Annotated in this window: 27 protein-coding genes; 13 read left to right on the top strand and 14 right to left on the bottom strand. The window is 60.6% G+C overall.

Features of this window, described 5'->3' with window-relative positions:
* Nucleotides 1-86: 86 nt before the first annotated feature.
* On the top strand, nt 87-1,016 hold the full coding sequence (locus C480_RS13365) for a branched-chain amino acid transaminase (protein ID WP_006666144.1): 930 nt from the start codon (nt 87-89) through the stop codon (nt 1,014-1,016).
* 176 nt (nt 1,017-1,192) lie between these two features.
* Here C480_RS13365 and C480_RS13360 read toward each other — a convergent pair whose 3' ends face one another.
* Nucleotides 1,193-1,891 carry a DUF502 domain-containing protein gene (locus C480_RS13360; RefSeq protein ID WP_006666143.1) on the bottom strand — a complete coding sequence of 233 codons (699 nt, stop codon included), beginning with the start codon at nt 1,889-1,891 and terminating at the stop codon, nt 1,193-1,195.
* Between the two features lie 39 nt (nt 1,892-1,930).
* A complete protein-coding gene (locus C480_RS13355) occupies nt 1,931-2,806 on the bottom strand; it encodes a proline dehydrogenase family protein (protein ID WP_006666142.1) in 876 nt (291 codons plus the stop codon).
* A gap of 232 nt (nt 2,807-3,038) precedes the next feature.
* Between C480_RS13355 and C480_RS13350 the strand changes: the two genes are divergently transcribed.
* A complete protein-coding gene (locus C480_RS13350; protein ID WP_006666141.1) occupies nt 3,039-3,584 on the top strand; it encodes a CDP-2,3-bis-(O-geranylgeranyl)-sn-glycerol synthase in 546 nt (181 codons plus the stop codon).
* Nucleotides 3,585-3,675: 91 nt separating this feature from the next.
* On the opposite strand, the gene C480_RS13345 is transcribed toward C480_RS13350, so the two are convergent.
* Nucleotides 3,676-4,140 (bottom strand): response regulator, encoded by a 465-nt coding sequence (locus C480_RS13345; protein ID WP_006666140.1) that lies wholly within the window; start codon nt 4,138-4,140, stop codon nt 3,676-3,678.
* Between the two features lie 85 nt (nt 4,141-4,225).
* Complete coding sequence (locus C480_RS13340) at nt 4,226-5,254, bottom strand: alpha/beta hydrolase (protein ID WP_006666139.1); 1,029 nt, start codon at nt 5,252-5,254, stop codon at nt 4,226-4,228.
* 345 nt (nt 5,255-5,599) lie between these two features.
* On the opposite strand from C480_RS13340, the gene pyrE reads away from it, so the two are divergent.
* Nucleotides 5,600-6,169, top strand: coding sequence for an orotate phosphoribosyltransferase (pyrE, locus tag C480_RS13335; protein WP_006666138.1), 570 nt, complete (start codon nt 5,600-5,602; stop codon nt 6,167-6,169).
* A 285-nt stretch (nt 6,170-6,454) separates the two neighbouring features.
* Nucleotides 6,455-8,422, top strand: coding sequence for a threonine--tRNA ligase (thrS, locus tag C480_RS13330; protein ID WP_006666137.1), 1,968 nt, complete (start codon nt 6,455-6,457; stop codon nt 8,420-8,422).
* 117 nt (nt 8,423-8,539) lie between these two features.
* On the opposite strand, the gene C480_RS13325 is transcribed toward thrS, so the two are convergent.
* Both C480_RS13325 and C480_RS23050 read right to left on the bottom strand, forming a co-directional pair.
* The gene (locus C480_RS13325) at nt 8,540-8,977 is read right to left on the bottom strand and encodes a hypothetical protein (RefSeq protein ID WP_152424054.1); all 438 of its coding nucleotides are present in this window, start codon (nt 8,975-8,977) and stop codon (nt 8,540-8,542) included.
* Nucleotides 8,978-9,099: 122 nt separating this feature from the next.
* Nucleotides 9,100-10,128 (bottom strand): hypothetical protein, encoded by a 1,029-nt coding sequence (locus tag C480_RS23050; RefSeq protein ID WP_152424053.1) that lies wholly within the window; start codon nt 10,126-10,128, stop codon nt 9,100-9,102.
* 413 nt (nt 10,129-10,541) lie between these two features.
* On the opposite strand from C480_RS23050, the gene C480_RS13320 reads away from it, so the two are divergent.
* A complete protein-coding gene (locus C480_RS13320) occupies nt 10,542-11,252 on the top strand; it encodes a phosphoribosyltransferase family protein (RefSeq protein ID WP_006666134.1) in 711 nt (236 codons plus the stop codon).
* A gap of 136 nt (nt 11,253-11,388) precedes the next feature.
* On the opposite strand, the gene C480_RS13315 is transcribed toward C480_RS13320, so the two are convergent.
* The 3 genes from C480_RS13315 to C480_RS13305 form a co-directional block, all read right to left on the bottom strand.
* Entirely contained in the window at nt 11,389-11,823 is a 435-nt protein-coding gene (locus C480_RS13315) for a universal stress protein (RefSeq protein ID WP_006824808.1), read from the bottom strand.
* A 180-nt stretch (nt 11,824-12,003) separates the two neighbouring features.
* Complete coding sequence (locus tag C480_RS13310) at nt 12,004-12,594, bottom strand: 50S ribosomal protein L15e (RefSeq protein ID WP_006666132.1); 591 nt, start codon at nt 12,592-12,594, stop codon at nt 12,004-12,006.
* A 191-nt stretch (nt 12,595-12,785) separates the two neighbouring features.
* On the bottom strand, nt 12,786-12,980 hold the full coding sequence (locus C480_RS13305) for a hypothetical protein (protein ID WP_006108275.1): 195 nt from the start codon (nt 12,978-12,980) through the stop codon (nt 12,786-12,788).
* A 634-nt stretch (nt 12,981-13,614) separates the two neighbouring features.
* Between C480_RS13305 and C480_RS24250 the strand changes: the two genes are divergently transcribed.
* Together C480_RS24250 and C480_RS24245 are read left to right on the top strand one after the other, a co-directional pair.
* Nucleotides 13,615-13,959 (top strand): S8/S53 family peptidase, encoded by a 345-nt coding sequence (locus C480_RS24250; protein WP_006666131.1) that lies wholly within the window; start codon nt 13,615-13,617, stop codon nt 13,957-13,959.
* The gene (locus C480_RS24245; protein ID WP_241433824.1) at nt 13,950-14,903 is read left to right on the top strand and encodes a S8 family serine peptidase; all 954 of its coding nucleotides are present in this window, start codon (nt 13,950-13,952) and stop codon (nt 14,901-14,903) included. The genes C480_RS24250 and C480_RS24245 overlap by 10 nt, the downstream gene beginning before the upstream one ends.
* Before the next feature lie 316 nt (nt 14,904-15,219).
* Here the strand turns inward: C480_RS24245 and C480_RS13295 are convergent, their stop codons facing one another.
* The 4 genes from C480_RS13295 to msrB form a co-directional block, all read right to left on the bottom strand.
* Nucleotides 15,220-16,122 carry a serine/threonine-protein kinase RIO2 gene (locus C480_RS13295; protein ID WP_006666129.1) on the bottom strand — a complete coding sequence of 301 codons (903 nt, stop codon included), beginning with the start codon at nt 16,120-16,122 and terminating at the stop codon, nt 15,220-15,222.
* A gap of 282 nt (nt 16,123-16,404) precedes the next feature.
* Nucleotides 16,405-16,863 (bottom strand): response regulator, encoded by a 459-nt coding sequence (locus tag C480_RS13290; protein WP_006666128.1) that lies wholly within the window; start codon nt 16,861-16,863, stop codon nt 16,405-16,407.
* A 72-nt stretch (nt 16,864-16,935) separates the two neighbouring features.
* Nucleotides 16,936-17,142, bottom strand: a complete 207-nt coding sequence (locus C480_RS13285; protein ID WP_006666127.1) for a DUF2196 domain-containing protein — start codon at nt 17,140-17,142, stop codon at nt 16,936-16,938.
* Nucleotides 17,143-17,286: 144 nt separating this feature from the next.
* Nucleotides 17,287-17,739 carry a peptide-methionine (R)-S-oxide reductase MsrB gene (gene msrB / locus C480_RS13280; RefSeq protein WP_006666126.1) on the bottom strand — a complete coding sequence of 151 codons (453 nt, stop codon included), beginning with the start codon at nt 17,737-17,739 and terminating at the stop codon, nt 17,287-17,289.
* A 598-nt stretch (nt 17,740-18,337) separates the two neighbouring features.
* Here msrB and C480_RS13275 point away from each other — a divergent pair.
* Nucleotides 18,338-18,766 (top strand): cupredoxin domain-containing protein, encoded by a 429-nt coding sequence (locus C480_RS13275; RefSeq protein ID WP_006666125.1) that lies wholly within the window; start codon nt 18,338-18,340, stop codon nt 18,764-18,766.
* Nucleotides 18,767-18,950: 184 nt separating this feature from the next.
* Nucleotides 18,951-19,679, top strand: a complete 729-nt coding sequence (locus C480_RS13270; protein ID WP_006666124.1) for a glycosyltransferase — start codon at nt 18,951-18,953, stop codon at nt 19,677-19,679.
* Between the two features lie 61 nt (nt 19,680-19,740).
* Here the strand turns inward: C480_RS13270 and C480_RS23490 are convergent, their stop codons facing one another.
* Nucleotides 19,741-19,896: a hypothetical protein gene (locus C480_RS23490; protein ID WP_161607007.1), complete on the bottom strand. Its 156-nt coding sequence runs from the start codon at nt 19,894-19,896 to the stop codon at nt 19,741-19,743.
* Between the two features lie 59 nt (nt 19,897-19,955).
* On the opposite strand from C480_RS23490, the gene C480_RS13260 reads away from it, so the two are divergent.
* The 4 genes from C480_RS13260 to C480_RS13245 all read left to right on the top strand — a co-directional run bounded on the left by C480_RS13260 (nt 19,956) and on the right by C480_RS13245 (nt 24,152).
* Nucleotides 19,956-20,156 (top strand): hypothetical protein, encoded by a 201-nt coding sequence (locus C480_RS13260; RefSeq protein WP_006666122.1) that lies wholly within the window; start codon nt 19,956-19,958, stop codon nt 20,154-20,156.
* 107 nt (nt 20,157-20,263) lie between these two features.
* The gene (locus C480_RS13255; RefSeq protein WP_006666121.1) at nt 20,264-21,610 is read left to right on the top strand and encodes a DolP-mannose mannosyltransferase; all 1,347 of its coding nucleotides are present in this window, start codon (nt 20,264-20,266) and stop codon (nt 21,608-21,610) included.
* A 125-nt stretch (nt 21,611-21,735) separates the two neighbouring features.
* The gene (locus tag C480_RS13250) at nt 21,736-23,034 is read left to right on the top strand and encodes an ornithine cyclodeaminase, nickel-pincer nucleotide-dependent (RefSeq protein ID WP_006666120.1); all 1,299 of its coding nucleotides are present in this window, start codon (nt 21,736-21,738) and stop codon (nt 23,032-23,034) included.
* A 167-nt stretch (nt 23,035-23,201) separates the two neighbouring features.
* Complete coding sequence (locus C480_RS13245) at nt 23,202-24,152, top strand: phytoene/squalene synthase family protein (RefSeq protein WP_006666119.1); 951 nt, start codon at nt 23,202-23,204, stop codon at nt 24,150-24,152.
* The last annotated feature ends 43 nt before the right edge of the window (nt 24,153-24,195 follow it).

The following is a 24,195-nucleotide window of genomic DNA, read 5'->3' as shown; positions in this document are numbered from 1 at the left end:
TTCGGCTCGCCGGCATCGTCTCGCGTCACTGATCCCGCTCCGAAAATCGCGAACACTTAGTACGGTGGCTTGCAACACACACCACTATGGCATTCGACGAGATGGACGTCGACACGATATGGATGGACGGCGAGTTCGTCGACTGGGACGACGCGCAGGTCCACGTACTCACGCACGGCCTCCACTACGGGAGCGGGATCTTCGAGGGCGCACGCTGTTACGAGACCGAACAGGGCCCCGCGCTCTTTCGCTGGGAGGAACACCTGGAGCGGTTTTACAACTCGGCACAGCCCTACGAGATGGAGATCGACTACTCGGCCGCTGAACTCACCGAGGCCACGCTCGAACTCATCCAGCGCCAGGATCTCTCCTCGTGTTACATCCGGCCGGTCGCCTTCTACGGCTACAACTCCCTCGGCGTGAGTCCCGAGGACTGCCCGACGCGAACGGCGATCGCCGCCTGGCCGTGGGGCGCGTACCTCGGCGAGGACGCCCTGCAGAACGGCATCGACGTGATGATCTCCTCGTGGCGCAAACACGCCTCGAGTCAGGTGCCGACGAACGCCAAGACGACAGGCCTGTACGTCAACAGCCTCCTCGCCGGCGAGGAAGCCCGGCGGAACGGCTACGCGGAGGCGCTCGTCCTGAACAAGGAGGGCAACGTCGCCGAAGGCCCCGGCGAGAACGTCTTCCTCGTGCGCGACGGCGAACTCTACACGCCCGGCCTCTCGGAGTCGATCCTCGACGGCATCACCCGCGATACGGTCATTACGCTCGCCGAAGATCTGGGCTATACGGTCCACGACAACGTCTCGATCTCGCGCGGTGAACTCAACACGGCGGATGAACTCTTCTTCACCGGCTCTGCGGCCGAGGTCACGCCGATCCGGAAGGTCGATAACGTCACGATCGGCGACGGCTCCCGCGGCCCCGTCACCGAAGACATTCAGTCCCGATTCTTCGAGGTCGTCGAACGACGGACGGACGAGTACGACGACTGGTTCGAGTACGTCTGAGGCCGTCCGGTCGTCGTTGCAGTCTCGAAACGAGGTCTTCTTCTCGCCATTAGAACGAGTTCAGGGGACGGTTTCGCTGCCGAGAAACCGAGTTCGGACCGAATCGAGTCGGTGCCGGAGAGTGAGTATGCAGGTCAGTGGTGATCTGGTGGTCAGGGGACGAGGGAACCAGTCGATCAATCGTCGTCGTCACTCGGTCGCGTCGGATTCGCGTCGCTCTCGTCGACGACATCGATCGGGACGCCGGCGTCCATCCCGTGGGTTCGGTCTGCGTCGCCAAATCCGGCGCTCAGCACGCGGGTGAGTGCGTCTTCGACGTCTTCGTTGAGTTCGGTGATGCGTTCGGGATGGACTTCGACGACGTAGCCGGTCGTGATGTTCGGTGATGTCGGGAGAAAGAGGATCTCTCTGCCGTCTTCGGTTACCTTGCCGGTTTTGAAGGCGGTCATGCGGAGCCCTTCCCAGACCTCGATTTTGACCGGTTTTTGCAGCGATTCCTGTTCGCCGAAGGCGGTTTCGGCGGCCATCTTCGAGGCGTTGTAGACGACGCGCATGACGGGGACGCGATTGGCGACGTTGTCGACGAGGCGTTCGACGAGGCCGCCGATTGTCGTCCGCATGAGGTAGCCGACCGAGAAGGTGAGAACGATGAAGACGGTCAGCGTGACGACGACGCGAAGGAACTGTGCGAGCTGTTCGCGAGCGGCCTGATTGCCGCCACCCGGGATCAGCGGTATGAGGGCCTCTTCTCCGAGGATGATCGTCGGCGTGACCCCGGCGACGAGGCCGTAGAGCCAGTAGATGACGTAGAGCGTAATGAGGATGGGGCCGAGGACGATCAGCCCGCTCGCAAAGTCCCGCTTCCACGAAGCCATATCGTGACAGTCTCACTAGGGGCTAATGAGCCCTTCCCTTTATCGGCCGGCGATCGCCCGGAGCGCGAACCAGAGGTTTTCCTTTCGTTCCATCACGCGTCGATAGAAGTAGGACTTCCAGCGGTTGCCGTAGGGAGCGTACTGCCACATGTCGTACTCCCGTGCGAGTTCGTACTGCGCGTCCTCGCGAACGCCCATGAGCATCTGGAACTCGAAGTCGGTGCCGTACTCCTCGTGGAGGTCGATCGCGCGCTCGATCATCGCCGGATCGTGGCTCCCGACCGCGATGCCGCCGTCGAAGTGCTCGAAGGCGAACTCGAGGAGGGCCTCGTACTCCGTGTTGACTCGGTCGCTGTCGGTGTAGGCGATATCGGTGGGTTCGTCGTAGGCTCCCTTGACGAAGCGGACTTTGCCGGGTACGTCCGCAAGCCGCTCGATATCGTCCCGTGTTCGCTTGAGATTGGCCTGGACGCAGACGCCGACGCCACCGGTGCCGCCGGCGTCGCGATCCGATGCGGATCGCTCGCCGCCGTATTTCCGTGCGAACTCCTCGTATGCATCCAGGGTGGCGTCGGTCGTCGTGTGGTCTTCCATGTCGATCCAGACGAAGACGCCGCGGTCGGCTGCGGTTCCGACGATGGTCTCGAGTTCTTCGCGGAAGACATCCTCGCCGAGGTCGAGACCGAGCTGTGAGGGTTTGACCGAGATACAGGCTTCGAGGTCCGAGTCGGCGATATCGGTGACGAGCGAGCGGTACGCTGCGGCGTCGTCGCGTACCGGGCCACGGTCGTCGTAGTGTTCGCCGAGAAGATTGACGATGACCTTGACGTTTCGTCGATTGGCCTTGCGGACGTGATCGAGCGCCTCGGCAGGAGACTCCCCCGCGACGAACCGGCGTGCAATTGGCGGGATCATACGGTAGCAGTCGATAGCCTGTCATAAGACGTTACTGTTCGAAATCCGATATGACTTCGCGTCGATCGTGGTTTCGGTCGGTCACCGCATAGACGGTAGAGACGGCCAGTCTCGCCAGTTAACGCCCATTCGTAGGTGCTCAGACGAGAGAGCAACTTCTGTGAGATTGCTTCACAGGGAGTAGCGACCCGAATCACTGCCGGTTAAGGCGTCCGGACACTTCTCGGCGAATATGGCAGTACTCGAGACAGTCATAATCGCGTTCTGGGCGATGATACCGGCGTACGTGCCGAACAATGCAGCGGTGCTCGGCGGTGGCGGTCGGCCGATCGATGGAGGGCGAACGATGGGTGACTCCCGCCTGCTCGGCGACGGAAAGACCTGGCGTGGAACGGCCGCCGGAATCGCCGCCGGACTCGTTCTCGCCGGCGTTCTGACGGTTCTGGCTGGAGACGTAAGCGATATCCTCGGCTTTGCGGTCCCGGAATTCGCTCCTCTCGCTGCGGTCGGACTCGCTGCCGGAGCAATGCTCGGTGACATCCTCGCCTCCTTCCTCAAGCGTCGAACCGGCCGCCAGCGCGGTGCGATGTTCCCCGGACTCGACCAACTCGACTTCGTCGTCGTCTCGCTCCCGCTGACGGCACTCCTCGCCCCCGACTGGTTCCGCGAGTGGTTCTCCCCGGCGGTCATCCTCGTCATCGTCGTTCTGACCCCGGTCCTCCACGTCACGACGAATATGATCGCGTACAAACTCGGCCTGAAAAACGAACCCTGGTAGTTCCGAACGACCCTGAACTCTCGTCGCGTGCCGGAACTCCTCGCGAAACCCGCCGCACTGCCCGTTGTTGCTCGCTCCGCTTTTCGCCAGTTTACGATGATGCTCCCGATGGGGCAGGCGGTAACATCGCCTCGTCCATCCAGAACGCCTCGACGGCCGCCCCCAACGAGGCGAACTCGTCCGGTCCGCTCGGCTTGGTAAGGTACGCATTGGCACACAGATCGTAGCTTCGTGCCACGTCCTCGCTCGCCTTTGAACTCGTCAGGACGAGGATCGGCAGTGACGCGAGTTCAGGATCGTTCTGTATGGTCTCGAGCACTTCGAAGCCGCTCACCCGCGGGAGGTTCAAATCGAGGAGAACGAGGTCGACGTGGACTGACGCTTCCGACGCGAACCGCTCTTGGAGGACGGTCAAGGCTTCTTCACCGTCGGTGACTGTGTGGAACGTTGTCTCGATATCGACCGTCCGGAACGCCTCCTGTGCGAGCCGCACGTCGCCGGGATTATCCTCGACGAGCAGGATATCGATCGGTTCACGGGAGGTTTGGTGGGACACAGTAGTAGACAGCGGAAGTGACGTGCGGTAGCCGGATAAATTTGCGTACCAATATACTTGGTATGCGTCTTGTTCACACCTCTTCTCACACGGTGCCGTCCGTGTCCAGTGCTGATTGAAGATCGCCCACGGCGTCGTCGTAGGCTTCGTGAGCGCGTTCGATAGCCACTGGTTCGGTGATCATGCCGAAGAAGCCGTGGATCAGATCGTCGTAGTTGTAGCGGGTGACGGGGACGCCAGCATCCTCGAGCCGGGTTGCATACGCTTCGCCGTCGTCACGAAGGGGGTCGAACCCGGCGGTGATAATCGTCGCGGGCGGGAGCCCGGAGAGGTCGGTCGCTCGCCGCGGCATGGCGTAGACGTTGCCCTGGTCGAGGGGTCGATCGAAGTAGTGACCGCGGAACCAGGCCATCTCGTCGGCGGTCAGGAAGTATCCCTCGCCGTTTTCCTCGTACGAATCGGTCTCAGTGGCATCGCCCGTCGCCGGGTAGATCAGGAGTTGGTACGCGACGGCCGGTCCATCCTGGTCGCGCGCGAGTAGGGCCGTCCCCGCCGCCAGGTTGCCGCCGGCGCTGTCGCCCGCGAGAACGATCTGATCCGGGTCCGCGCCGAGTTCAGGTGCGCTCTCGGCGGCCCACTCGAGTGCAGCGTAGCAGTCCTGTAGCCCGGCGGGAAACGGGTGTTCGGGTGCGAGCCGGTAGTCGACGCTGACGACGGGGTAGCCGGAGTCGGCCGCGAGTTTGCGGCAGGTGTTGTCGTGGCTGTCGATGCTGCCGACGACCCAGCCGCCGCCGTGGAAGTAGAGGATGAGGGGTCGTTGGTGCTCGTGCTCGTGCTCTTGCTCTTGTTCTTCGTCCCGTTCCCGCCCTCGCTGGTTGTCCTCACCCGCCCCCGGCTCGTAGATCCGGATCGGGATTTCTCCGTTCGGTCCGTCGATCGTTCGATCGGTCACCGATTCGAGTTCGATAGCCGGCTCGCCCGCTTGGAGCTCTTCGAGCATCGCGCGGGCCCGTTCGACCGGTACCTCGTCGAACGAGGGTGTCTCGAGGGAGTCGTACAGTTCGAGGAACCGCTGTACGTCGGGGTGGGGCTCGGCAGCCCTATCTGCTGTCATCGATTGACATATTCTCCGCGGCACGAAAAAGGTATAGTGACAACTGCACCGAGTTCCATACCGATCCATAGCCGTCGTGCGATCGGCTGTGCAGTAACGTGCAGCGGCTACTGTAGCACCGGCTGTGCAGTGACTCGCAGTGGCTACTGTAGCACCGTCGGTGTTTGCGCGCACAGGAGAGGCTCGGGTAGACGGGATGAGAAGATGCAAAGAGCAAAAATAGCGGGTAGAACGGGATTTAGCCGGACAGAACGGAATTTAGTCGGAAGAGCAGGATCGGCCAGGTCGGGACAGAGCCGTCGCGTTCCACACCGCTTATTTCGGTTCGTCTCGCCACTACGAGCAATGACTACCGAGCGGGAGGACACGCAGGATGCACAGGGGACGCAGGACCTTATCAATGCACTCCGCGCGGCCGATGCCGTCCAGTTCGGCGAGTTCGAGCTCGCCCACGGCGGTACCAGCGAATATTACGTCGACAAGTATCGCTTCGAGACCGACCCCGACTGTCTCTCGGCCGTCGCCGACGCCTTCGCCGACCGGATCACGCCGGACGACAAACTCGCCGGCGTCGCGCTCGGGGCCGTCCCGCTCGCGGCCGCGACGAGCGTCGCCGCCTCCGTCCCCTACGTCATCGCCCGCAAGCAGCGCAAGGAGTACGGTACGGCGAACCTGATCGAGGGTGAACTCGACGAGGGCGAGGAGGTCGTCGTGCTCGAGGATATCGTGACGACGGGGACCAGCCTGGTCGACGCTATCGAGGCGCTTCGGGACGCCGGGGCGACGGTCGACCGCGCGCTGGTCGTGGTCGACCGCGAGGAAGGCGGTCGGGAGACCGTCGAAGATGCAAACGTCGAAATGGAGTCGCTCGTGACCGCGAGCGAGCTACTCGCGGATCAGCCCGACGACGCCTGATCTTCCGCTATCCGGGCTGACCTGAAAGCGAGCATCCACACCACGAGTTCGTTTGGTATCGGTGCACGCCCCATCACAATTCTTTTATTCAGGTACGGGCTATCCGTAGCCACGATGGTAGGTGTCCGCTTTACACGCCGGGCTCGCGCCCGCTTCTAACTCTCACCTACCGTTCGCTGTGTCGGCGTCGTTCGGCCAGCAAACGGTGACGATAGTTCACCCGGCGACGGACACGCCACCGGCGTTTTCACAGCGCTCGCACCAACAGTAGCCACACCGACACCCATGTCAGAATCAGAACCAGAATCAGAAGCAGACTCCGACGCAGAAGGTATCGTAGTCGTCCTCCCCGACGGCTCAGAACTCGCAGTCGACGCCGACGCAACCGTCGAAGACTGCGCCTACGAAATCGGCCCCGGCCTCGGCCGCGACACCGTCGCCGGCAAACTCGACGGCGACCTCGTCGCCAAGGAAGAACCCGCCTACGACGGCGCTGAACTCGAGATCATCACGGACCAGTCCGACGAGTTCATCCGCGTCATGCGCCACTCCGCGGCCCACTGTCTCGCCCAGGCGGTCGAACGCCACTACGACGACGTGGACCTCGCCATCGGCCCACCGACGGACGAGGGCTTTTACTACGACTTCGACAACCTCGATATCGACGAGGACGACCTCCCCGAACTCGAGGCGGAGATGGAGGCCATCATCGACGACGACTACGAGATCGAACGCGAGGAGGTTTCGATCGAAGACGCCGAAGAGCGACTCGCCGACGAACCGTACAAACTCGAACTGCTCGAGGAGTTGGCCGAGGAGGCAGACACCGTGACGTTCTACAGTCAGGGCGAGTGGGAGGACCTCTGTGCCGGCCCGCACGTCGACTCGACGGGCGAGATCGGTGCGGTGAAACTGCTCGAAATCGCGGGTGCCTACTGGCGCGGCGACGAGGAAAACACGATGCAAACGCGCATCTACGGCACGGCCTTCGAGGACGAGAGCGACCTCGAAGCGTTCCTCGAGCGAAAGGAAGAAGCCGAAGAGCGGGACCACCGCAAGATCGGCAACGAAATGAACCTGTTCTCGATCCAGGACGTGACCGGTCCCGGCCTCCCCCTGTATCACCCGCCGGGGAAGACGATCCTGAAAGAACTCGAGGACTTCGTCGAAACCCTCAATCAGGACGCCGGCTACGACTACGTCGAGACGCCACACGTCTTCAAGACCGATCTCTGGCACCGCTCGGGCCACTACGAGAACTACCAGGACGACATGTTCGTCTTCGACGTCGGCGACGACGAGTTCGGCCTCAAGCCGATGAACTGTCCCGGCCACGCCGCCATCTTCCAGGACCAGTCCTGGAGCTACCGCGACCTGCCGATCCGGTACGCCGAAAACGGGAAGGTCTACCGCAAGGAACAGCGCGGTGAACTCTCGGGGCTTTCGCGGGTCTGGGCGTTCACGATCGACGACGGCCACCTGTTCGTCCGACCGGATCAGATCGAGGAGGAGGTCGAGCGGATCATCGAGATGATATTTACCGTCCTCGAGACGTTCGATCTCGACTACGAGGTATCGCTGGCGACGCGGCCCGAGAAGAGCGTCGGGAGCGACGAGATCTGGGAGCGAGCCGAATCGACGCTCGAGTCCGTTCTCGAGGAGTCGAAGATGGACTACGAGATCGAGGCGGGCGACGGCGCGTTCTACGGGCCGAAGATCGACTTCGGGTTCGAGGACGCGATCGGGCGCGTCTGGGACGGCCCGACGGTCCAGTTGGACTTCAACATGCCAGAGCGGTTCGATCTCTCCTACGTCGGCGAGGACAACGAGGAGCATCGCCCGGTGATGATCCACCGCGGTATCTACGGCAGCTACGAACGGTTCTTCATGGTGCTCATCGAGCACTACGAGGGCAAGTTCCCGCTCTGGCTCGCGCCCGAGCAGGTTCGCGTGCTGCCGATCTCGGACGACAACCTCGGCTACGCCCACCGGGTCGCAAACGAGTTCGACGAGTTCCGCGTCGAGGTCGACGACCGGGATTCGACGCTCGAGCGGAAGATCCGTGCGGCCCACGACGACCGGGTCCCCTACCAGATCATCGTCGGCGACAACGAGGAGGAAGACGGGACCATCTCGGTTCGGGACCGCTTCGAGGATCAGGAGTACAACGTCGAGATCGACGCGTTCCGCGAGCACCTGGACGCCGAACGCGACGAAAAGCGGACGGAGCCGGACTTCCTGCAAGACGAGTAGCAACCCAATCATTCGGATTGAGCCGTGGGTTGTTGGCCCGAATCTGCAGTTGATGTTTGACGGCGTAAAGACAGAGTCACCGATCCGTCTCAGTGTCCGCAGTCCGTTTTCAAGTGATCAGTCGCAGCTAGGGACGTCTTCTCGATAAGTCATCTTTTTTCGATCTCCATAATAGAGATTGATCTTGCGTGACACACTCGGATGTGGCGGACACTCCGGTTCGGCCGGAATCGACACGTTCCCGTCTGCTCCGTTATCGGTCCAGTAGTTGATTGTGCGTACCTCATCCGGAATGGGATCTGAGGTGAACGAATGGCTCTTCGTCACTTCCCACGTATCTTCGTATATTGTAGTCCCGTTCTCCGCTTTAGCCGCGAATTCGAACGTGGTCGTCTCGGTATCGTAGTGGGAGTTGATGATCGTGATTCGCGCTTTATTCTCGTATTTATACTCCTCGTCGCTGAGCCAGTCTAGACAACCAGCGGTCACAGTAACCGTAGCCGCCATTGCTGTCCCGAGAAATTTCCGTCGGCAGAAGGTTTGATCGTCAGTCATGGCTGGTCAGTTGATTGTCTTACACAGCATACAGAACGTTTCATTGCTAGTGTTGTTTTGCAACAATAGATAAGCGTGGTGAAATGGCTGTTAAATATATGTCTTCTGGTGGCGGTGATCAATTAGAGTACTTCGTCGACACGAACCTCGAACGTATCCCGTTCGGTGTCATCTTCACCTCGAGTATGCTGGAAGCGGTTATACGATTCGAAGCGCTCCGAATCATCTGAGATGTTGAACGATGGCGGGAATCCGATAGAGATATCTGGACTTGTGTGTGTCCCTTTCCATGCGTATGTGAATATGGCGGAAAGTCGGGTATGGTCAACGAACTCGGGTCCTTTTTCAAGCATAATCCCAGTCGTCGCTGGTGGTGTCCAATCTGTTTCCTCACTACCAGTTGGACCATTATCGTAGGCCATGTGGTACCCATCGATCTCGATACCTACACCTTCGCCTGAGTAACTACCACTAACGAACTTGGTGTACGGTTCCTCTTCGACGATCGCACATGGGATCGATTCGCATCCTTTCCATGGTGGCATGTACGGTTCCAGTCGGTCTGGATCGTTCCAGGCTAACGAGAGGACATCTGTCGGCCGTCTGGGTCCAATGTACTGATCGAATCCGGGCGAGGACACCCACAATAAAGGATAATCATCTGGGTCATCTGGGTGGTTAGTAGTTGAACTCTCCCATCCATATCTATATTTCATATAAAACGTAAAATCAAATACTTCCCCCATTGGATTATACGTCAACTGGAATTCAACGTCGATATTGGCGTCCTCGCCACAGTCACGCGGATCAACACAGTAACCTGGTTGTTTTTCTTGATTGCTTGCCTCGATATTCTGTGCTATTCCTTCCGAGTCACTTCGGGTTGTTTCACTCTGTATCCCCTCTATCTCGCCGTCATTTGGTAGTTCTACCTTGCCTTCAGTATGTGGAAATCCGAAGCTATCGAGATATTTGTCCCGCGCATCTAATCCTTCCTCTTTCCCGATTCGTCTTGCTTCGTCCATTTTTCGCACAAATTGTTTCCGCGGGTTCTCATCATCACTCGCGACTACCTGTCCCGTGGCTGAGAGGGCAGTAAGTGTTACACCAGTTGTCCGAAGTATCGCTCGTCTACTCGTATTCTTTCTCATCCATGCTAACATGTGGTTTCAACAATAATAATAGTTCTGGTACCCAATATATGTAAATATAATACTTAAGAAAATATTTTTTAAGCGTTATCTACTGACAATAGTCTATTTTACTCTAAAATCTCTACAATTATTGGGCCTCCATAGTGTTTTATCACCGGGACATAAATATAGCGTCTTAACACAGGCCCCCTTGAGCAACTCTAGCAGGTACAATTCAGCGACCACTATGACACCTACCGGTATCGCCAATCCCACTCGGCCAGCACGGACATCTTCAAGAAGTTGTATCGCCGTCGACTGAGCGAGTCTTGTAGCCATTTAGTCACTGGTGACCCCTCATTCACGTTTGTGGTTATCAGAATCAAGCCTGCTATCGAAATAGTCATACTTACGGAATCGTGCATACCAGTATGAACAGAGCAGAAAAGGCTGCCCTCCAGTTGCGGGCCGTCGACGTACTGCGGATGCTGAAGGAAACGCGGACCTACGACGAACTCGCCGAGACGACCGGGCTTCCGGCCGGCGACCTCAATCGCTACGTCAACGGCCACGTCCTCCCCGGCACCGAACGCGCTCGCGAAGTCGTCGAAGATATCGGCCGCGAGGCCCTCGCCGCCGAACTCGATGCGCGCATCCGCGTCGATGACGAGGGATACGTCGACAACTCCGGCACCGTCTTCGATCAGTCGTTTCTGGACCTCGTCGCGCCCGTCGTCGCGAACGCCTTCGAGTTCGATCGGCCGGATGTCGTCCTGACCGCTGCGACGGACGGAATCACGCTCGCGGCGTCGCTCGCGAGTTACTACGGCACGCGGTGTGCCTACGCGAAAAAGAGCAAAGAGACCGCAGTCGAGGAGTTCATCGAGGCGCGCCAGCGCCTGCAGTCGGGCATCGAACTCACCTACTACCTGCCCGCCGCGGCTATCGACGCCGGCGAGTCGGTGCTGGTCGTCGACGACCTCATCCGCTCGGGTGAGACGCAGGAACTCCTGCTCGATATCGTCGAGACATCCGAAGCGGAGGTCGCCGGCGTTTTCGCGCTCATTGCCGCCGGCGAGGATGGAATTCGCCGCGCTCGCAGTCGGACGGATGCACCGGTTGGCTCGCTAACCTCGGTCTAGGTGCTCCGGGACTCCGATCGCGGTGCTGTCGTTGATCTGTCTCTCCGTTCGTCCGTGTCACCGATCCTGTATTCCCGACGAAGCCGCTACCAGCGGCGATAGTGCAGCCAGCATGGTGCATCGGTGATCCGGATCGCTATCGAACGATCGTCACCGGAACCGAAGACCGCCGGGCGACGTTCTCCGCGACGCTTCCCAGCAGGATTCGACTCGCACCCGTGCGGCCGTGGCTCCCGATCGTGATGTGATCGACATCGTGTTCGTCCGCGTAGGTGACGATCGATCGCGAGATGCCGCCGACAACGCGGTCCGTCTCGATCTCGCAGCCGAACTCGGCCGCCTCCTCGCGCGTCTGCTCGAGGAGCGCATCGGCTCGCTGTTCGTGCTGGGTCTGAATCTCCTCGTAATTGGCCACCGCGCCGCCCTCGATTCCCGTCGCCGCGTAGAAGTCGCCGGGATCGATGACGTGTAACGCCGTGATCGTCGCATCCGGATACTCCCGACAGGTGAACTCGAGCGCGTCAGTCGAACGGTCCGAGTCGTCGACCGGAACGAGGACGTGGCGTGGCATGCTTCCCGCTACGACGAGCATCGAGTTAAGTTTCAGCCCGTCATACTGGGGCCGTCGCGTCGATCTTTCCGTCTGGCTGTGTCCGGTAGCCGAATAGATCGAGAGAGCGTGAGCTGATCGAGAACCGGTACAACAGGCACTGAATCGAAGCCGCCGAATGCGGCGGTCTGTGCGTGCCGGTTACTTTGCGCGGCCCTGCCCGCCGGTGTTCGACGGACGGACCTTCTCGGCACCCTTGCCGCGGTTGTTGAGACCGCGGTTGTCCTTGCCCGCGTTGGTGAGGCCGCGGAAAGCACGGTTCGTGTGAGCGTCGTCACAGATCCAGTTGAGATCGTCGTCGTTCTCGATCGCGGGGTGGTTCGGATCGACGAGGATCACTTCGAACCACTTCTGGCTCCCGTCTTCACCGACCCAGTAGCTGTTGAGCACGCGCATGTTGGGATACTTTCGGGAGACGCGCTCTTCGCCGATGCGCTGGATGTTCTTGCGCCGTCCGATGCGGTTGACACCCTGGCGCTTGGAGCGACGACCGGCCGTAAAGCGCTGCTTGCGGGCGGTCCCTTTGCGAACCGACACGCGGGTCATGATGATGCCCTGCTTTGCCTTGTAGCCGAGTTCACGAGCCTTGTCGAGTCGCGTCGGTCGCTCGATGCGCTCGATTGCGCCCTGGTCGCGCCACTCTTGCTTTCGCTGCCACTGCAGTTCTCCGAGTTTACCGTCGTCGGGGTCCTTCCACGCGTCCTTGATGTGGGAATAGAAGCTCTTTGCCATTGTATTCACCGCGGGCGGTGATGGTTCAACCCGGCGAGGGCGCTGCCTCGCGGATCACATTCCGTCCTGTGGCGGCGTCGTGCCGGACAGGTGCCCGCTGGTGCCCGCGGCCCAGCGAGTTACGATACTCTATCCAACTCCCGAGTATAAGGGCTTCGAAGCGTTTCGAGTATAACAGGCCCGTTGCCTCGTCAGGTTTGCTCGATTACGTCGTACTCTTGAGAGAGATCGTACCACAGTTGGTTGATCGACTGCATCGATTCGAGTTCGTCCAGCCGATCGTGGAGCTGTTCGGCCTCTTCTTCGGAGGCCGTTCCCACGTACACCGCCTCGTCGATGATCGTTTCGAGCACATCTTTCTGATACTCGAGTGCTGTCTCGGACATCCTGATTACTGCCATGAGATTTGTCCTGATAGCTATAGACTGCACTAGGATCGTTGCTCGCTGGATAACGGCCAGCTAATCGGGACGAACGCCGGAAGATACGTCACACTCGACTGATCAACCAGGACCTGCATCCTGTGGTTACTTACGCGTACGCTCCCACTCTTGGGACCGTCTTTAGCACTGTGTGACCGCAGTTTGTGTGAGACGAACAGTTGTATACACGAAACGGGTCGAGGATCGGCCGCCAGAGTCGTCGCTGCTGGCTGTTTTCCATCCGGCACGCGTCGGCTCTCGTGATCGTGATGAAACCCAAACAGCTAGCCGAAAAGACATGATATCATTTGTCATTGTTTCCAGTGGAAGTATCTTATGGAACGAGAAGACTCGACAGGCTCGACCGCGGACGAATCGACGGACAGTGTCGCAACGAGACGGCGATTCCTCACCGGCGTAGGAGCAACGGTTTTGTCGGCGAAATCGGACTCACCGGGAGCGCAAGCGCGTTTCTCGGAAATATCGTCGAGGACTCGTTAGCGTCGGAGATACGCTCGTCGATGATACTCTCGACCTCGAGAGTAGCCTCGAACAGGAGACGATCGTCGTCTTCGAAACCAACGCCGACGCAGACCGGTTGCTTTCACTCGACGCCCTCGTCGGCCAGTTCGACGTGCTTCCGATGGCGTACGCCGAACTCACCGGACCGCTAATCGAGACGGTCGCCGGTTGGTCCGAGGTGCGCTACGTTTCCGCGAACTACGAACTCGAGTACCACAACGACGATGCACGGGCGGATACGCGGGCCGGAACGGTCCAGGCCGGAACCGGGCTCGATACGGCGTACACCGGGTCGAACGCTCACACCGTCGTCATCGACTCGGGCATCGACGGTGCGCATCCAGATCTCGAGGACACCCTGCGAGCGAACCTGCAGTACGTCGGTATCCCCGCCGTGACCGACGACCCGCTGTGGTGGTAGGACGTCGGCTTCCTCGACAGCGAGCCAGCGGTCACGGCACCCACTGCGCCGGCAGTATCGCCGTCGACGGATCGGCCAGCGACGGCGAGTTCACCGGCATGGCTCCGGACGCCGACCTCACCGTCTACTCCTGTGGCGTCGGCGGGCTGTTGATCGTCTACATCGTCGCCGCCTACGACGACATGCTCCGTCGTCAGCGCGAGGGGGAACACGACGTACAGGTCGTCTCGAACTCGTACGGCCCGGCCGACGACGACCGTCCGTTCGTTCCCGACGATCCGACGAACGTCGCTACCTGGGCCGCCCACGAGGCCGGCATTCTCCCGGTGTTCTCAGCCGGTAACAGCGGCCCGGAACGAGGGACGTTGAACCAGTACGCCACGGCCCCGCACGTCCTCGGCGTCGGAGCAACGCACGCCGACCAGACGGTGACGGACTTTTCCTCACGTGGCCGCCCGCAAGACGCTTCCTGGGAGCAGGACAACTACGACCGGCACGCGGCCTACGAAAATCTCGCTGCGCTGCACGATGGCACCCCCGAAAACGAGATCGAAGGACCGCTCGGAATCTACCGCACCGGCGTCGCCGCCAAGGGTGGCGACGTGATGGGCACGCTCAACCCCGCGGATCCGTTAAACGTCGCCGATCCCGACGATAAACGCTACTACGGGCCGATGTCCGGGACCAGCATGTCCTGTCCGGTCACTGCCGGCTGTGCGACGCTCGTCGTCGACGCGTCTCTCGAGGCTCACGGGGAAGCGCCCGATCCCATCGACGTGCTTACGACGCTCGAAGCGACGGCGGTCGAAACCGTTCACGACACCTACACCGCCGAATCCGTCGGTGCCGGCTACGTCGACGCATTGACAGCGGTTCAGCGCGCCGAGTCGGGTGAACTCGCAGGATTCGACGAGGTCGATCTCGCCCCCGGTAGTCGCGAGTAGCACCGATTTCGTTTCCAGGAAGTCACATGCATTGTCCTGCAGCGTTCATCCCGTCCTTCACCCGTTTCTGGATTTCGCATATCGGTATCCCATTCATCCCTCTAGACCACCAACAGGTATTCTGTCGAGCGATGCAACTCAACGCGGCTTCCCGCTATCCCGTCGCGCGGGATGCTACATACCCTTCAACGACCGAACACGGTACTCGTACGACAGTCTCTTCGACCCGATTGCCGTACTCAGGTGACTACTGTCACTATCCAAATCGAGTAAAGCGAGTCTCAGCTACCGGAACCGAACGCCGAGAGGGCCGACACTACTCGCGAATCGTCTCGAACGACCCCGCAGCGATCTCTGCCGCCACCTCGTCGCTGTCGAGTTCATCCGAAACCTGCTGTGGGTACTTTCGCCGGAAGTACCCCACGGCGTTCCGGAGATCTCGCCGGAGGAACTCGTCGGCGTTTTCGTGGTCGGTCGGGACGGCCTGTGGCCAGTCGAAGATGGTGACGCCATCCTCGTCGAGGAAGACGTTGTACTCGCTCATGTCCGCGTGGACGTAGCCGGTTTCGTACGCGCGAGCGATTTCGGAGATGAGCAGATCGAGGACGCCCAGAACCTGGTCGGCTTCGAGTTTCGTTCGCGAGAGTTCGACGCCGTCCATCTTTTCCATGACGATGGCGTGGCGATTCTGGTCGATTGGTTGGGGGACCGCAACGTCCGGATATAGTTCTTCGAGGATGTCGTGCTCGCGTTCGGCGGCCTTTCGAGCGGTGTACATCCAGGAGACGTGTTCGTTGTCCGATGTGTAATCGCGTTCCTTGTGGACCTCTCGGAAGTTCGTATACCCCTCGCGGTGATATTTCAGCGCGAGCGGCTTGTACGACCGAACCTCGTACACGTCGCTTTCCTTGCCGACGCCGAGCGGTGAGCCGAACTCCGAGATCGTATCGCGCTCGACGAGCGCTCGGAGTGCGAGGGCGTCGTACCCCTCGAACTGGAGAGTATATCCCTCGTACTGGATGGTCTTTTTCTCGACGAGGCCGCGTTTGAGACACCGTTCGAGTCGGTACGTTACTTCCTCGTCGGTCAGGCTGGCGAATTTCGGGAGTTTCTCCCGCTGTACCCACTCGGAGAAGCGCATTCCCTGTTCGACCCCCGAAAGGAGATAGAAATCCTGCTCTTCGAGCTCCGGCAGTAATTCGGCGACGTTCCGCACCATGGACCGGGATACCCGCCGTGCACGTAAAAACGTCGTGACGCTGGTTTGGGTTCGGCGGTTCGATGCGTGTTGTACTTGTGCTCGATTCCGGTTCCTGTCGGAGTCGTCTGTGCGGTCATTCGCAAACGAATCGATGGATTCTAGCGCTCATCAAACGGAATCGGTAGAAACCGCCTAGGGGATACAGAACCGGATGCAGGAACCGCCCTAACTGCACGTAAAACGATCTCGACCATCACAGATCGCTCTCAGAGACCCGTATAACGCGTTTCAGTAGCAGACTCACTCCTCCGTTGATGGCTCTTGAACGATTGCAAACCACAGGTCCTCGATTTCCTGCACGAAGTTGACGAAGTCTTCCGCTTCAACTGGCTTTTGGACGTACTGATCCGCATCAAAACCGTGTGACTTGATAATGTCTTCGCCGATCTCCGAACTCATTAGCGCGACAACGGGAATCTCCCGGAGCGCAGGCTCGTTATTCAGTTCAGACAACACGTCCATACCGCTTTTGCCGGGTAACTTCGGCTCGAGGAGGATCAGATCCGGGCGTGGTTCAGCCGCGTACTCGCCGCGTTGATTAATGAAATCAAGGGCAGCGTCACCATCGCTGATGGTGTACAGTTTGTTCTTGAGTTTCGCGTCTTTGAAGGATTCGGTGAAGAGACGCGTATCACCGGGATTCGGTTCGATCAGTAAAATGGTAATCTGATCGCCGACCTCCTCGCCGTCTGGAGTCATTACGGAGTATTCTGAGCGGAAGGTTAAAACAGCGAGGTCACCAGTTCTGATTACTCTTCTCGTCTATCCGTTTCACCTGTCGTGGACGATCGACTGCACGTGACCGACGACACCGCTTTTCAATTCGACGGTCGGACCGGCGGGATCGTCCTCGTAGACGGTTCCGACTTCACCGATGATCGGTTCTCGATCTTCCGATTCGACATCCTGGTCACCCTGAATGATCTCAACGGTGAGCCCTTGGCGCAGTTCTTCCGCGGTTGGTCGCTCATTGGACATGGGCGATAGTGCGACAGGAATTTCGAAAAGGATGCTGCCTGCACTCGCGTCGTGCGCGCTGACCGTCTGCAGACGAATTGTGTCCGTCTCTCCATCAGTTCTACGAACAGCCTTCAGTTGCGGTTTCGATCGTGGTCGCCGTTCTCAGTCGTGATCGACAGTATCGTCGTCTTCGAAGTCGAGTGCGACGGAGTTGATACAGTATCGCTTGCCGGTCGGTTCCGGTCCGTCTTCGAAGACGTGACCGAGATGGCCCCCGCAGTTGGCACACAGGACTTCTGTACGGCGCATTCCGTGACTGTTGTCCGGTCGCGTCTCGATTCGATCGTCGTCAACATCGTAGAAACTGGGCCAGCCACAGCCGGAGTCAAACTTCGTGTCTCCATCGAAGAGTGCAGCGCCACAGCCGGCACATTCGTAGCTGCCGTCTGCCTTGTGATCAACGTACTCACCGCTGAAGGGGGCTTCAGTGCCGGCTTCGCGAAGAACGCGGTATTCTTCGTCGTCGAGTTCGGCGCGCCACTCCGCATCGGTTTCGGGGACGTCAGCCCGGGTTTCGGAGCCGGATGTCTGTTCCTGGCTGGAATCGTTACTCATGGATCTAGAAAGGGGAGAGAGGACAAAGAGTCTGTTGTGATGCCGGCTGTTGTATCGTGCCGAAAAGTGCGTTGGTTAGTACCCCAGTCCGGTTGCGTGCCACGTCGAGTGCAAGAAAGCGTTGACTTGCGCTATCGACTCGTGATCACGTCCGTGCTCTCACAGACCGGGCACTGTGTCATTCGACCGAGCTTCGGAACCTCGATTCGAAGCCACTGTTCGTCACCACCGGGCGCTTCGAAGCCGCAGTTGCGACACCGAGATTGTCCGCGAGTGGTTGATGTACCGGCCATATGAGAGACTATGATGAAAGCGACCATATAAGTTAGTACCAGAACGGAATTTGATATGTGCCGGAGACGCGACCGAACTGGAGCGCTGGGCTACTACCGTCCGCGTAGGGCTATCGAACGGCCCGCAGCGGCTACGCTACGATCCGTTTCGTTGGTTTCATCGTCGGTGCTTTCTTTCGCGATGGACGCCGGTCACGCTGTAGCGGGCCGCGTTTCGTCTCGTCTCATCGATAGTACTAACGACGGACTCAGTCCAGTAATTGTGATGAATGGTTTAAGTACGTCGTCGTAGCCAGACGAGGGTGATGGTACGAGACACGACACGGCGGCGAGTCCTTCAACTGACCGGCGGGGCACTTCTACTCGGGTTTGGAGCCGCGTCTGCAAGCGCACAAGACGACGAAGCCATCGAACCCGAAACGCGAATCGAGTTCGATGCACAGACCTCAGGGTGGGTCGGAATCGAACCCGAAGCGATCGCAGACGAAGACAATCCGACGCTCACCCTCCAGGACGGCGAAACGTACGAGATCGGCTGGGAAGAAGGCGACGGCGCGTCCCACAATATCGAACTCGTCGACGAGAACGACGAAGTGGTCGACGACTACGAGACCGAAGAGGCGACCGAAGGAGGCGAGGACCAGTTCATCGAGTTCGACGCGACCGACGAAATCGTCGAGTACGTCTGCCGAGTGCATCCGAACACGATGCGCGGCGAAATCGAGATCGAGTAGACGCGAACGATACAACCGCGAAGGTCAGATCCATTTTCGACGGTAAGAGCGCCGAGAAACGGGCTGACGAAGGGAAAGCGAGAACAGAGACAAAGAGAGGAGAGTACGACGTGGCTGCACGCGAACTCGGCGTCGAGATCGATCGAAGCGTCCCGCAAGCGGCGGCGCGAGGGGGTTCGAGGAAATGACTGACTCTCTCGGCGTCGTCATCCCGGCATACGATCCCGATCCGCTCGCGCTGAGTCGGTATCTCACGGCCGTTCGAACCGCGCTCAATCCCGAAACCGTTCGGGTCGAACTCGATCAGCCGACCGAATCGCACGTCGAACTCCTCTCGGAGTCGTCGATCGACCTCAATACGTCGCGGGATCGACGCGGCAAGGGCGCTGCGATCGCGGCGGGGTTCGACGCTCTCGACACCGACATTTACGTCTTCGCCGACGCAGACGGCTCCATCCCCGTTTCGTCGCTCGACGAAATCGTCCGAGAAATACGAGCGGGAGACTCCGAGGTCTGTATCGGCTCGCGCCGGCACCCCTCGTCGGAGATACTCGCCCCCCAGGCCGTCGGTCGCCGGTTTCTGGGATCGCTGTTCGCGGTCGTCGCCAGACGGATCCTCCCGACGCGGTGTCGCGATTACCAGTGCGGGGCGAAAGCCGTTCGTGCGGACGCCTGGGAATCGATCGGCCGGCACTGCTACGAACGCGGCTTCGCGTGGGATTTAGAGTTCGTTTCGGTCGCCGACGTGCTCGGATACGACATCGTCGAAGTGCCCGTCGTCTGGGCGGATCGGTCCGATTCGACGGTTGACCCGCTCTCGACATCGTTCGAGCTACTCGCTGCACTGATCACCGTAAAACGGCGGACGGACGCGATTGCAACGAACCGCGCCGTCCGAACGACGAGTCACTGACGAGTTCTGTGTTTCGCACCGAGTGTGGTCGAGTATGTGCGTCCGCGTTCGGTGAACTCGCTCATCGAGCGCGAAGCGGCCGGTTCGCTTCCGTCGGGGTCGTTGGAGCGGTACGCGAGACGATCATCGTCGCGATAGCGACAGCCGCCGCGGGCGTCGGATCGCTCGCCGCAAAGGCGGTCGAAGCGGAAGTCTCGATCACTGCGATGGTCGTCATCAACGACCGCTAGACTTCGCCGAGAACGGAACCGTCGGCGGAATCGCGCTCTTGAACCGGTGGCTGCAATCGAACCCGTCAGAGTCGCGGGGATTTCGATCGGCTTTCGCTCCGTCCGGTTTGGTCCGCTTCTCTCGGTGAAATTCCCGATCGCAGGCATCGATCTCCGGCAAACGGACGCAAACGGGATCGATATCTGCGTCTGGATGACCGGTAACTACGTCGCAGAAAGCGCGCTCTCCTGGCGCGTGTCGAGGTGACGCCTGAGTGCGCGAGTTCCCACCGGGCCCGCAAACGTCCGTCGGCGCTCTCAGAGTGCCGGCACCGATCTTATTCGATAAGGCGGATAGTACTAGCCCGACCGAGTATGGGATCCGGATCGCGTGCGAGTATACCGTCTCGCTGGACCGATCGGTTCGAGCAGCACTGGCTTGGGTTGCTTTTCGCGGGGTCGGCCGTCCTCGTGACGGTTGCTACGATAGTCCAGGTCGTTCACGAACCGTTTCGCATACACGACGACTCGGCGCTGTTTCAGCACGCCGGGTGGTACATCCTGCAAGGGGCAACCCCGTACGTCGATTTCTGGGATCTGAAACCGCCGCTCATCTACGCCGTCACGACCGTCTTGGCGTTCCTGTCGGGCGGGAATATGATGGTGTTACACCTGTTGAGCATCGGCGTCGCCGTCGCCTCGGTCGTCGTCGGCGTGACGCTCGTCGGCCTGCTCACCTACCGGCTAACGGCGCACGAGTTCGCGAGCTTCGTCGCCGGTGCGACGATGTTCGTCGTCCCGTCGCTCTACGGCTTTCCGGCGGCGGGACTCAGACCGAAATACCTCGCCTTGCTGTTCGGGGGTGCGGGCCTCTTGCTTGCAGTGACGGATCGACCGGCGCTGAGCGGTGCCGCCGCGGCGACGAGCGCCGGATTCTGGCAGCTCGGCGGGCCGATTGCCGCGCTCGTTCTCGCCATCGGGTTCCAGCGCGGGAGAAGCCGCGGCCTGGCGCGAACGATAGCCGGCGGAGCGCTCGTGACGGTCGGCGTCGTCGCCCCGTTCGTCGCCGCGAACGCGACCGTCCCGCTCTTCCTAGAAACGGTCCTCGCGCCGATTTACGGCGTCGAACGGTACACGGTTTCGGGGCGGCTTCTCGACCTCGTACTATCCCTCGGATACGGAGCACTGTTGATCCCGATTGGCGTTTACGGGTGGGTTCGGGGGATCGCTCTCGATTGGCGACGATACTGGTGGGTCGGCGCGGGGGGCTCGCTGTACTCGCTGCAGATCTTCCTCGAGATGCAGGGCGCTATCGAACTGGTCTTCCCGTTGCTCTTTCTCTCCATCGGCGTTGGTCTGGTGATCGCAACGGCACGGACCCCGAGACGACGATCGATCGTCGCCGGCACCGTCGCGTTGCTCGCGGTCGCGAGCCTCTACTGGGTCGGTGGCCCGGTGACGCCGATTAAGACCGAAGTCGAAGAAACCCACGAGGCGGTGTCGGTTTCGAATTACGAAACGCTTCCGGAGAAGCCGGACGAAATCGAGTCGATGCAGACGATCTACTGGGAGAAGCGACAGCCCGAGAGCTGCCACTATCGGCTGGGACAGAAACAACGAGAGTACGCACAGCGGACGGGCGGCTCGCTCACGCAGGCGGAATGCGGACGGTGGCCGTTCGAGGATCCGCCGCGGGAGTGGCTCACCGACCGGATACGCTGACGAACCGAGACCCGTCGCCCATCGCCCGTCGCCCCGCTTTCAGGCGGTGACGACGCACCGTCCCGGTGTGCGAGCGGCGACCGAAGACACACACCTTGACGGTCTTCGGTCGCCAACCCACACCAATGACAGTTTCCCAGACCGTCGAACTCGAGGGTCACATTATCGACTCGGGGTCGATGGGCCATTGTTTCGGTGCCGTCATGGAGATGGGCGGCGAGTTCGAAGTCGAGGAGTTCGAGGTCGGCCGCCACAAACACGACGAGACGTACTGCCGGATGGAGGTTACCGCCGGGAGCCACGAGGACCTCCGGGCGATCCTGCACGAACTCAACCAACAGGGAGCGACCGTCGCCGATCCGCGGGATGCGACGATAGAACCCGCGCCGGACGATCAGGTCGTCCCGGTCGATTTCTACTCGACGACGAACCACCCGACGTACGTCCGCGTCGACGGCGACTGGGTGGCGGTCGAGGATATCGAGATGGACTGCGCGTTGATCGTCGAACGGGACGGCGATAGCGTAGCCGACGCAAACGACGCAAACGGCGCGAACGAGAGCGACGAGAGCGACCCTCGCGTCACCACGAAAGTACTGAACGCCGTCGAAGAAGGCGACCTCGTCGTCACCGGCGAAACCGGAATCAGGGTCGAGCCCCCCGAACGACCCCGCAACGGCGGCGGCTCGTTCGGCTTCATGCAAGGCGGCGTCTCCAGCGAGCGCCCCTCCGAGTCGCTGATCGAGGAGATCGCCGACGAGATGCGCGACGTCCGCGAGAACGACGGCACTGTCCTCGCCGTCTGCGGCCCCGCAATCGTCCACTCCGGCGGTCGGGACGCCCTCGCCGAACTCGTTCGAGAGGGGTACGTCGACGCGATCAGCGCCGGCAACGGGTTCGCCGTCCACGACCTAGAACGGGACCTCTACGGCACCTCGCTGGGCGTCGACACCGAGAGCCTCGAACACCCGCGAAAGGGGCACAAGCACCACATCTACACGATCAGCGAAATCGTCCGCCACGGCAGCATTCCGGAGGCCGTCGACGCCGGCGTCGTCGACGAGGGCGTGATGTACGAGTGCGTCAGCAACGACGTTCCCTACGTGCTCGCCGGGTCGATCCGCGACGACGGCCCGCTGCCGGATACGATCACGGACTCGATCGAGGCTCAGAACGCGATCCGTGAACAGGCCCAAGACGCCGACATCGTGCTCATGCTCGCAACCCTCCTCCACTCCGTCGCCGTCGGCAACTGTCTACCCTCGACGACGAAGACCGTCTGCGTCGACATCAACCCCGCGACCGTCACGCAACTGCTCGACCGCGGCAGCGCCCAGGCGATCGGCATGGTCACCGACATCGGCGCGTTCATCCCGATGCTCGCGGACGAACTCTGCGGCCCATCACAGCAACACTCGGCATGACCATCTAGCCGGGACGATCACACCGTCAGCACGGCCAAATATTCGAAGCAGAGCAGCTCTCCGCCGAAGCACCGCTCGTCTCGACCGCAGTCAGGGCGTGGTATTTTATACGAATCTGTAGTACGACAGCTACCTTTCGGCGAGCAGCCGACCCGACACGAGTAAGAATGCACCGAAAACACATCGCCGCCAGCAAGGAACTCCACCGACGAACCGGGAAAACGTTCTATCTCGCAACTAAGTTCCTTCCGCGACGAGTTCGTCGCGCGACCTACGTCCTCTACGCCTTTTTTCGGCTCGGAGACGAAATCGTCGACGACGCTGACGACGTGCCGCCGGCCACCCAACGCGCTGAACTCGAATCGCTCCGTGCGCAGGCGCTCGGGGAAACCGAGCCGGAAGGCCCCGTACTCGCCGCCTTCCAGGACATTCGGGAACGGTACGACATCCCCAAATCGGAAATCGACCTGTTCATCGACGCGATGGCGACCGACGTCGCGACTGCCCGGTACGAGACCGCCGCCGCACTCCACTCGTACATGCGCGGTTCGGCGGCAGCGGTTGGCGTGATGATGACTGCAATTATGGAACCGGAACTGGAAGCGATGGCGCGGCCACACGCCGTCAAACTCGGCGAGGCTTTCCAGATAACCAACTTTCTGCGAGACGTTCGCGAGGACATCGTCGAACGCAATCGGATCTATCTCCCGCAGGAGACCCTCCGGAAACACGGCGTTTCGAACGACCAGCTCGAAGCCCTCGAGTTCAACGAGTCGTTCGCCGCGGTGATTGCGGACGAACTCCAGCGAACGGAGGCGTTGTATCGGGAGGGTGTCGCCGGTATCCGATACCTCCCGGCGGATTGCCAGTTTCCCGTGTTGCTGGCGGCGGTGCTCTACGCCGAATACCACGCGCGTATCCGTGCGCAGGGGTACGACGTGCTCTCGAGGGAGCCGTCGCTCTCGACGGCCCGTAAGCTCCGGTGTCTCGTGCGGACGCGGTGGCACTGGCAGTGGAACCGCGATCCGGAAGCGGTCTTTCGGCGCGTCTCGGCCGTCCCTGCGATCGGGACCGACTCGCACGGATCGAGTCGCGGCGAAGGAACGCCGATGCGCTGAGCCGACTGCCGCCACCGAGTTTGACGCGGCCGCTCGCGCTTCG

Origin of the sequence: Natrialba aegyptia DSM 13077 (assembly GCF_000337535.1) — an archaeon.
Lineage (GTDB): Archaea > Halobacteriota > Halobacteria > Halobacteriales > Natrialbaceae > Natrialba > Natrialba aegyptia.
Note: the sequence above shows the minus strand (reverse complement) of the source record. Positions and strands in the feature narration are given on the sequence as shown.

Bases quoted from the DNA above. Each gene is read 5' to 3' on its own strand.
- C480_RS13295 (WP_006666129.1), bottom strand. From the start codon at position 16,122: ATGGTGCGGAACGTCGCCGAATTACTGCCGGAGCTCGAAGAGCAGGAT.
- C480_RS13320 (WP_006666134.1), top strand. From the start codon at position 10,542: ATGAACAGAGCAGAAAAGGCTGCCCTCCAGTTGCGGGCCGTCGACGTA.
- C480_RS13350 (WP_006666141.1), top strand. From the start codon at position 3,039: ATGGCAGTACTCGAGACAGTCATAATCGCGTTCTGGGCGATGATACCG.
- pyrE (WP_006666138.1), top strand. From the start codon at position 5,600: ATGACTACCGAGCGGGAGGACACGCAGGATGCACAGGGGACGCAGGAC.
- C480_RS13310 (WP_006666132.1), bottom strand. From the start codon at position 12,594: ATGGCAAAGAGCTTCTATTCCCACATCAAGGACGCGTGGAAGGACCCC.
- C480_RS13270 (WP_006666124.1), top strand. From the start codon at position 18,951: ATGACTGACTCTCTCGGCGTCGTCATCCCGGCATACGATCCCGATCCG.
- C480_RS23490 (WP_161607007.1), bottom strand. From the start codon at position 19,896: ATGACGACCATCGCAGTGATCGAGACTTCCGCTTCGACCGCCTTTGCG.
- C480_RS13340 (WP_006666139.1), bottom strand. From the start codon at position 5,254: ATGACAGCAGATAGGGCTGCCGAGCCCCACCCCGACGTACAGCGGTTC.
- C480_RS23050 (WP_152424053.1), bottom strand. From the start codon at position 10,128: ATGAGAAAGAATACGAGTAGACGAGCGATACTTCGGACAACTGGTGTA.
- msrB (WP_006666126.1), bottom strand. From the start codon at position 17,739: ATGAGTAACGATTCCAGCCAGGAACAGACATCCGGCTCCGAAACCCGG.
- C480_RS13245 (WP_006666119.1), top strand. From the start codon at position 23,202: ATGCACCGAAAACACATCGCCGCCAGCAAGGAACTCCACCGACGAACC.
- C480_RS13250 (WP_006666120.1), top strand. From the start codon at position 21,736: ATGACAGTTTCCCAGACCGTCGAACTCGAGGGTCACATTATCGACTCG.
- C480_RS13305 (WP_006108275.1), bottom strand. From the start codon at position 12,980: ATGTCCGAGACAGCACTCGAGTATCAGAAAGATGTGCTCGAAACGATC.
- thrS (WP_006666137.1), top strand. From the start codon at position 6,455: ATGTCAGAATCAGAACCAGAATCAGAAGCAGACTCCGACGCAGAAGGT.
- C480_RS13325 (WP_152424054.1), bottom strand. From the start codon at position 8,977: ATGACTGACGATCAAACCTTCTGCCGACGGAAATTTCTCGGGACAGCA.
- C480_RS13290 (WP_006666128.1), bottom strand. From the start codon at position 16,863: ATGACTCCAGACGGCGAGGAGGTCGGCGATCAGATTACCATTTTACTG.
- C480_RS13360 (WP_006666143.1), bottom strand. From the start codon at position 1,891: ATGGCTTCGTGGAAGCGGGACTTTGCGAGCGGGCTGATCGTCCTCGGC.
- C480_RS13275 (WP_006666125.1), top strand. From the start codon at position 18,338: ATGGTACGAGACACGACACGGCGGCGAGTCCTTCAACTGACCGGCGGG.
- C480_RS13365 (WP_006666144.1), top strand. From the start codon at position 87: ATGGCATTCGACGAGATGGACGTCGACACGATATGGATGGACGGCGAG.
- C480_RS13285 (WP_006666127.1), bottom strand. From the start codon at position 17,142: ATGTCCAATGAGCGACCAACCGCGGAAGAACTGCGCCAAGGGCTCACC.
- C480_RS13315 (WP_006824808.1), bottom strand. From the start codon at position 11,823: ATGCCACGCCACGTCCTCGTTCCGGTCGACGACTCGGACCGTTCGACT.
- C480_RS13355 (WP_006666142.1), bottom strand. From the start codon at position 2,806: ATGATCCCGCCAATTGCACGCCGGTTCGTCGCGGGGGAGTCTCCTGCC.
- C480_RS13255 (WP_006666121.1), top strand. From the start codon at position 20,264: ATGGGATCCGGATCGCGTGCGAGTATACCGTCTCGCTGGACCGATCGG.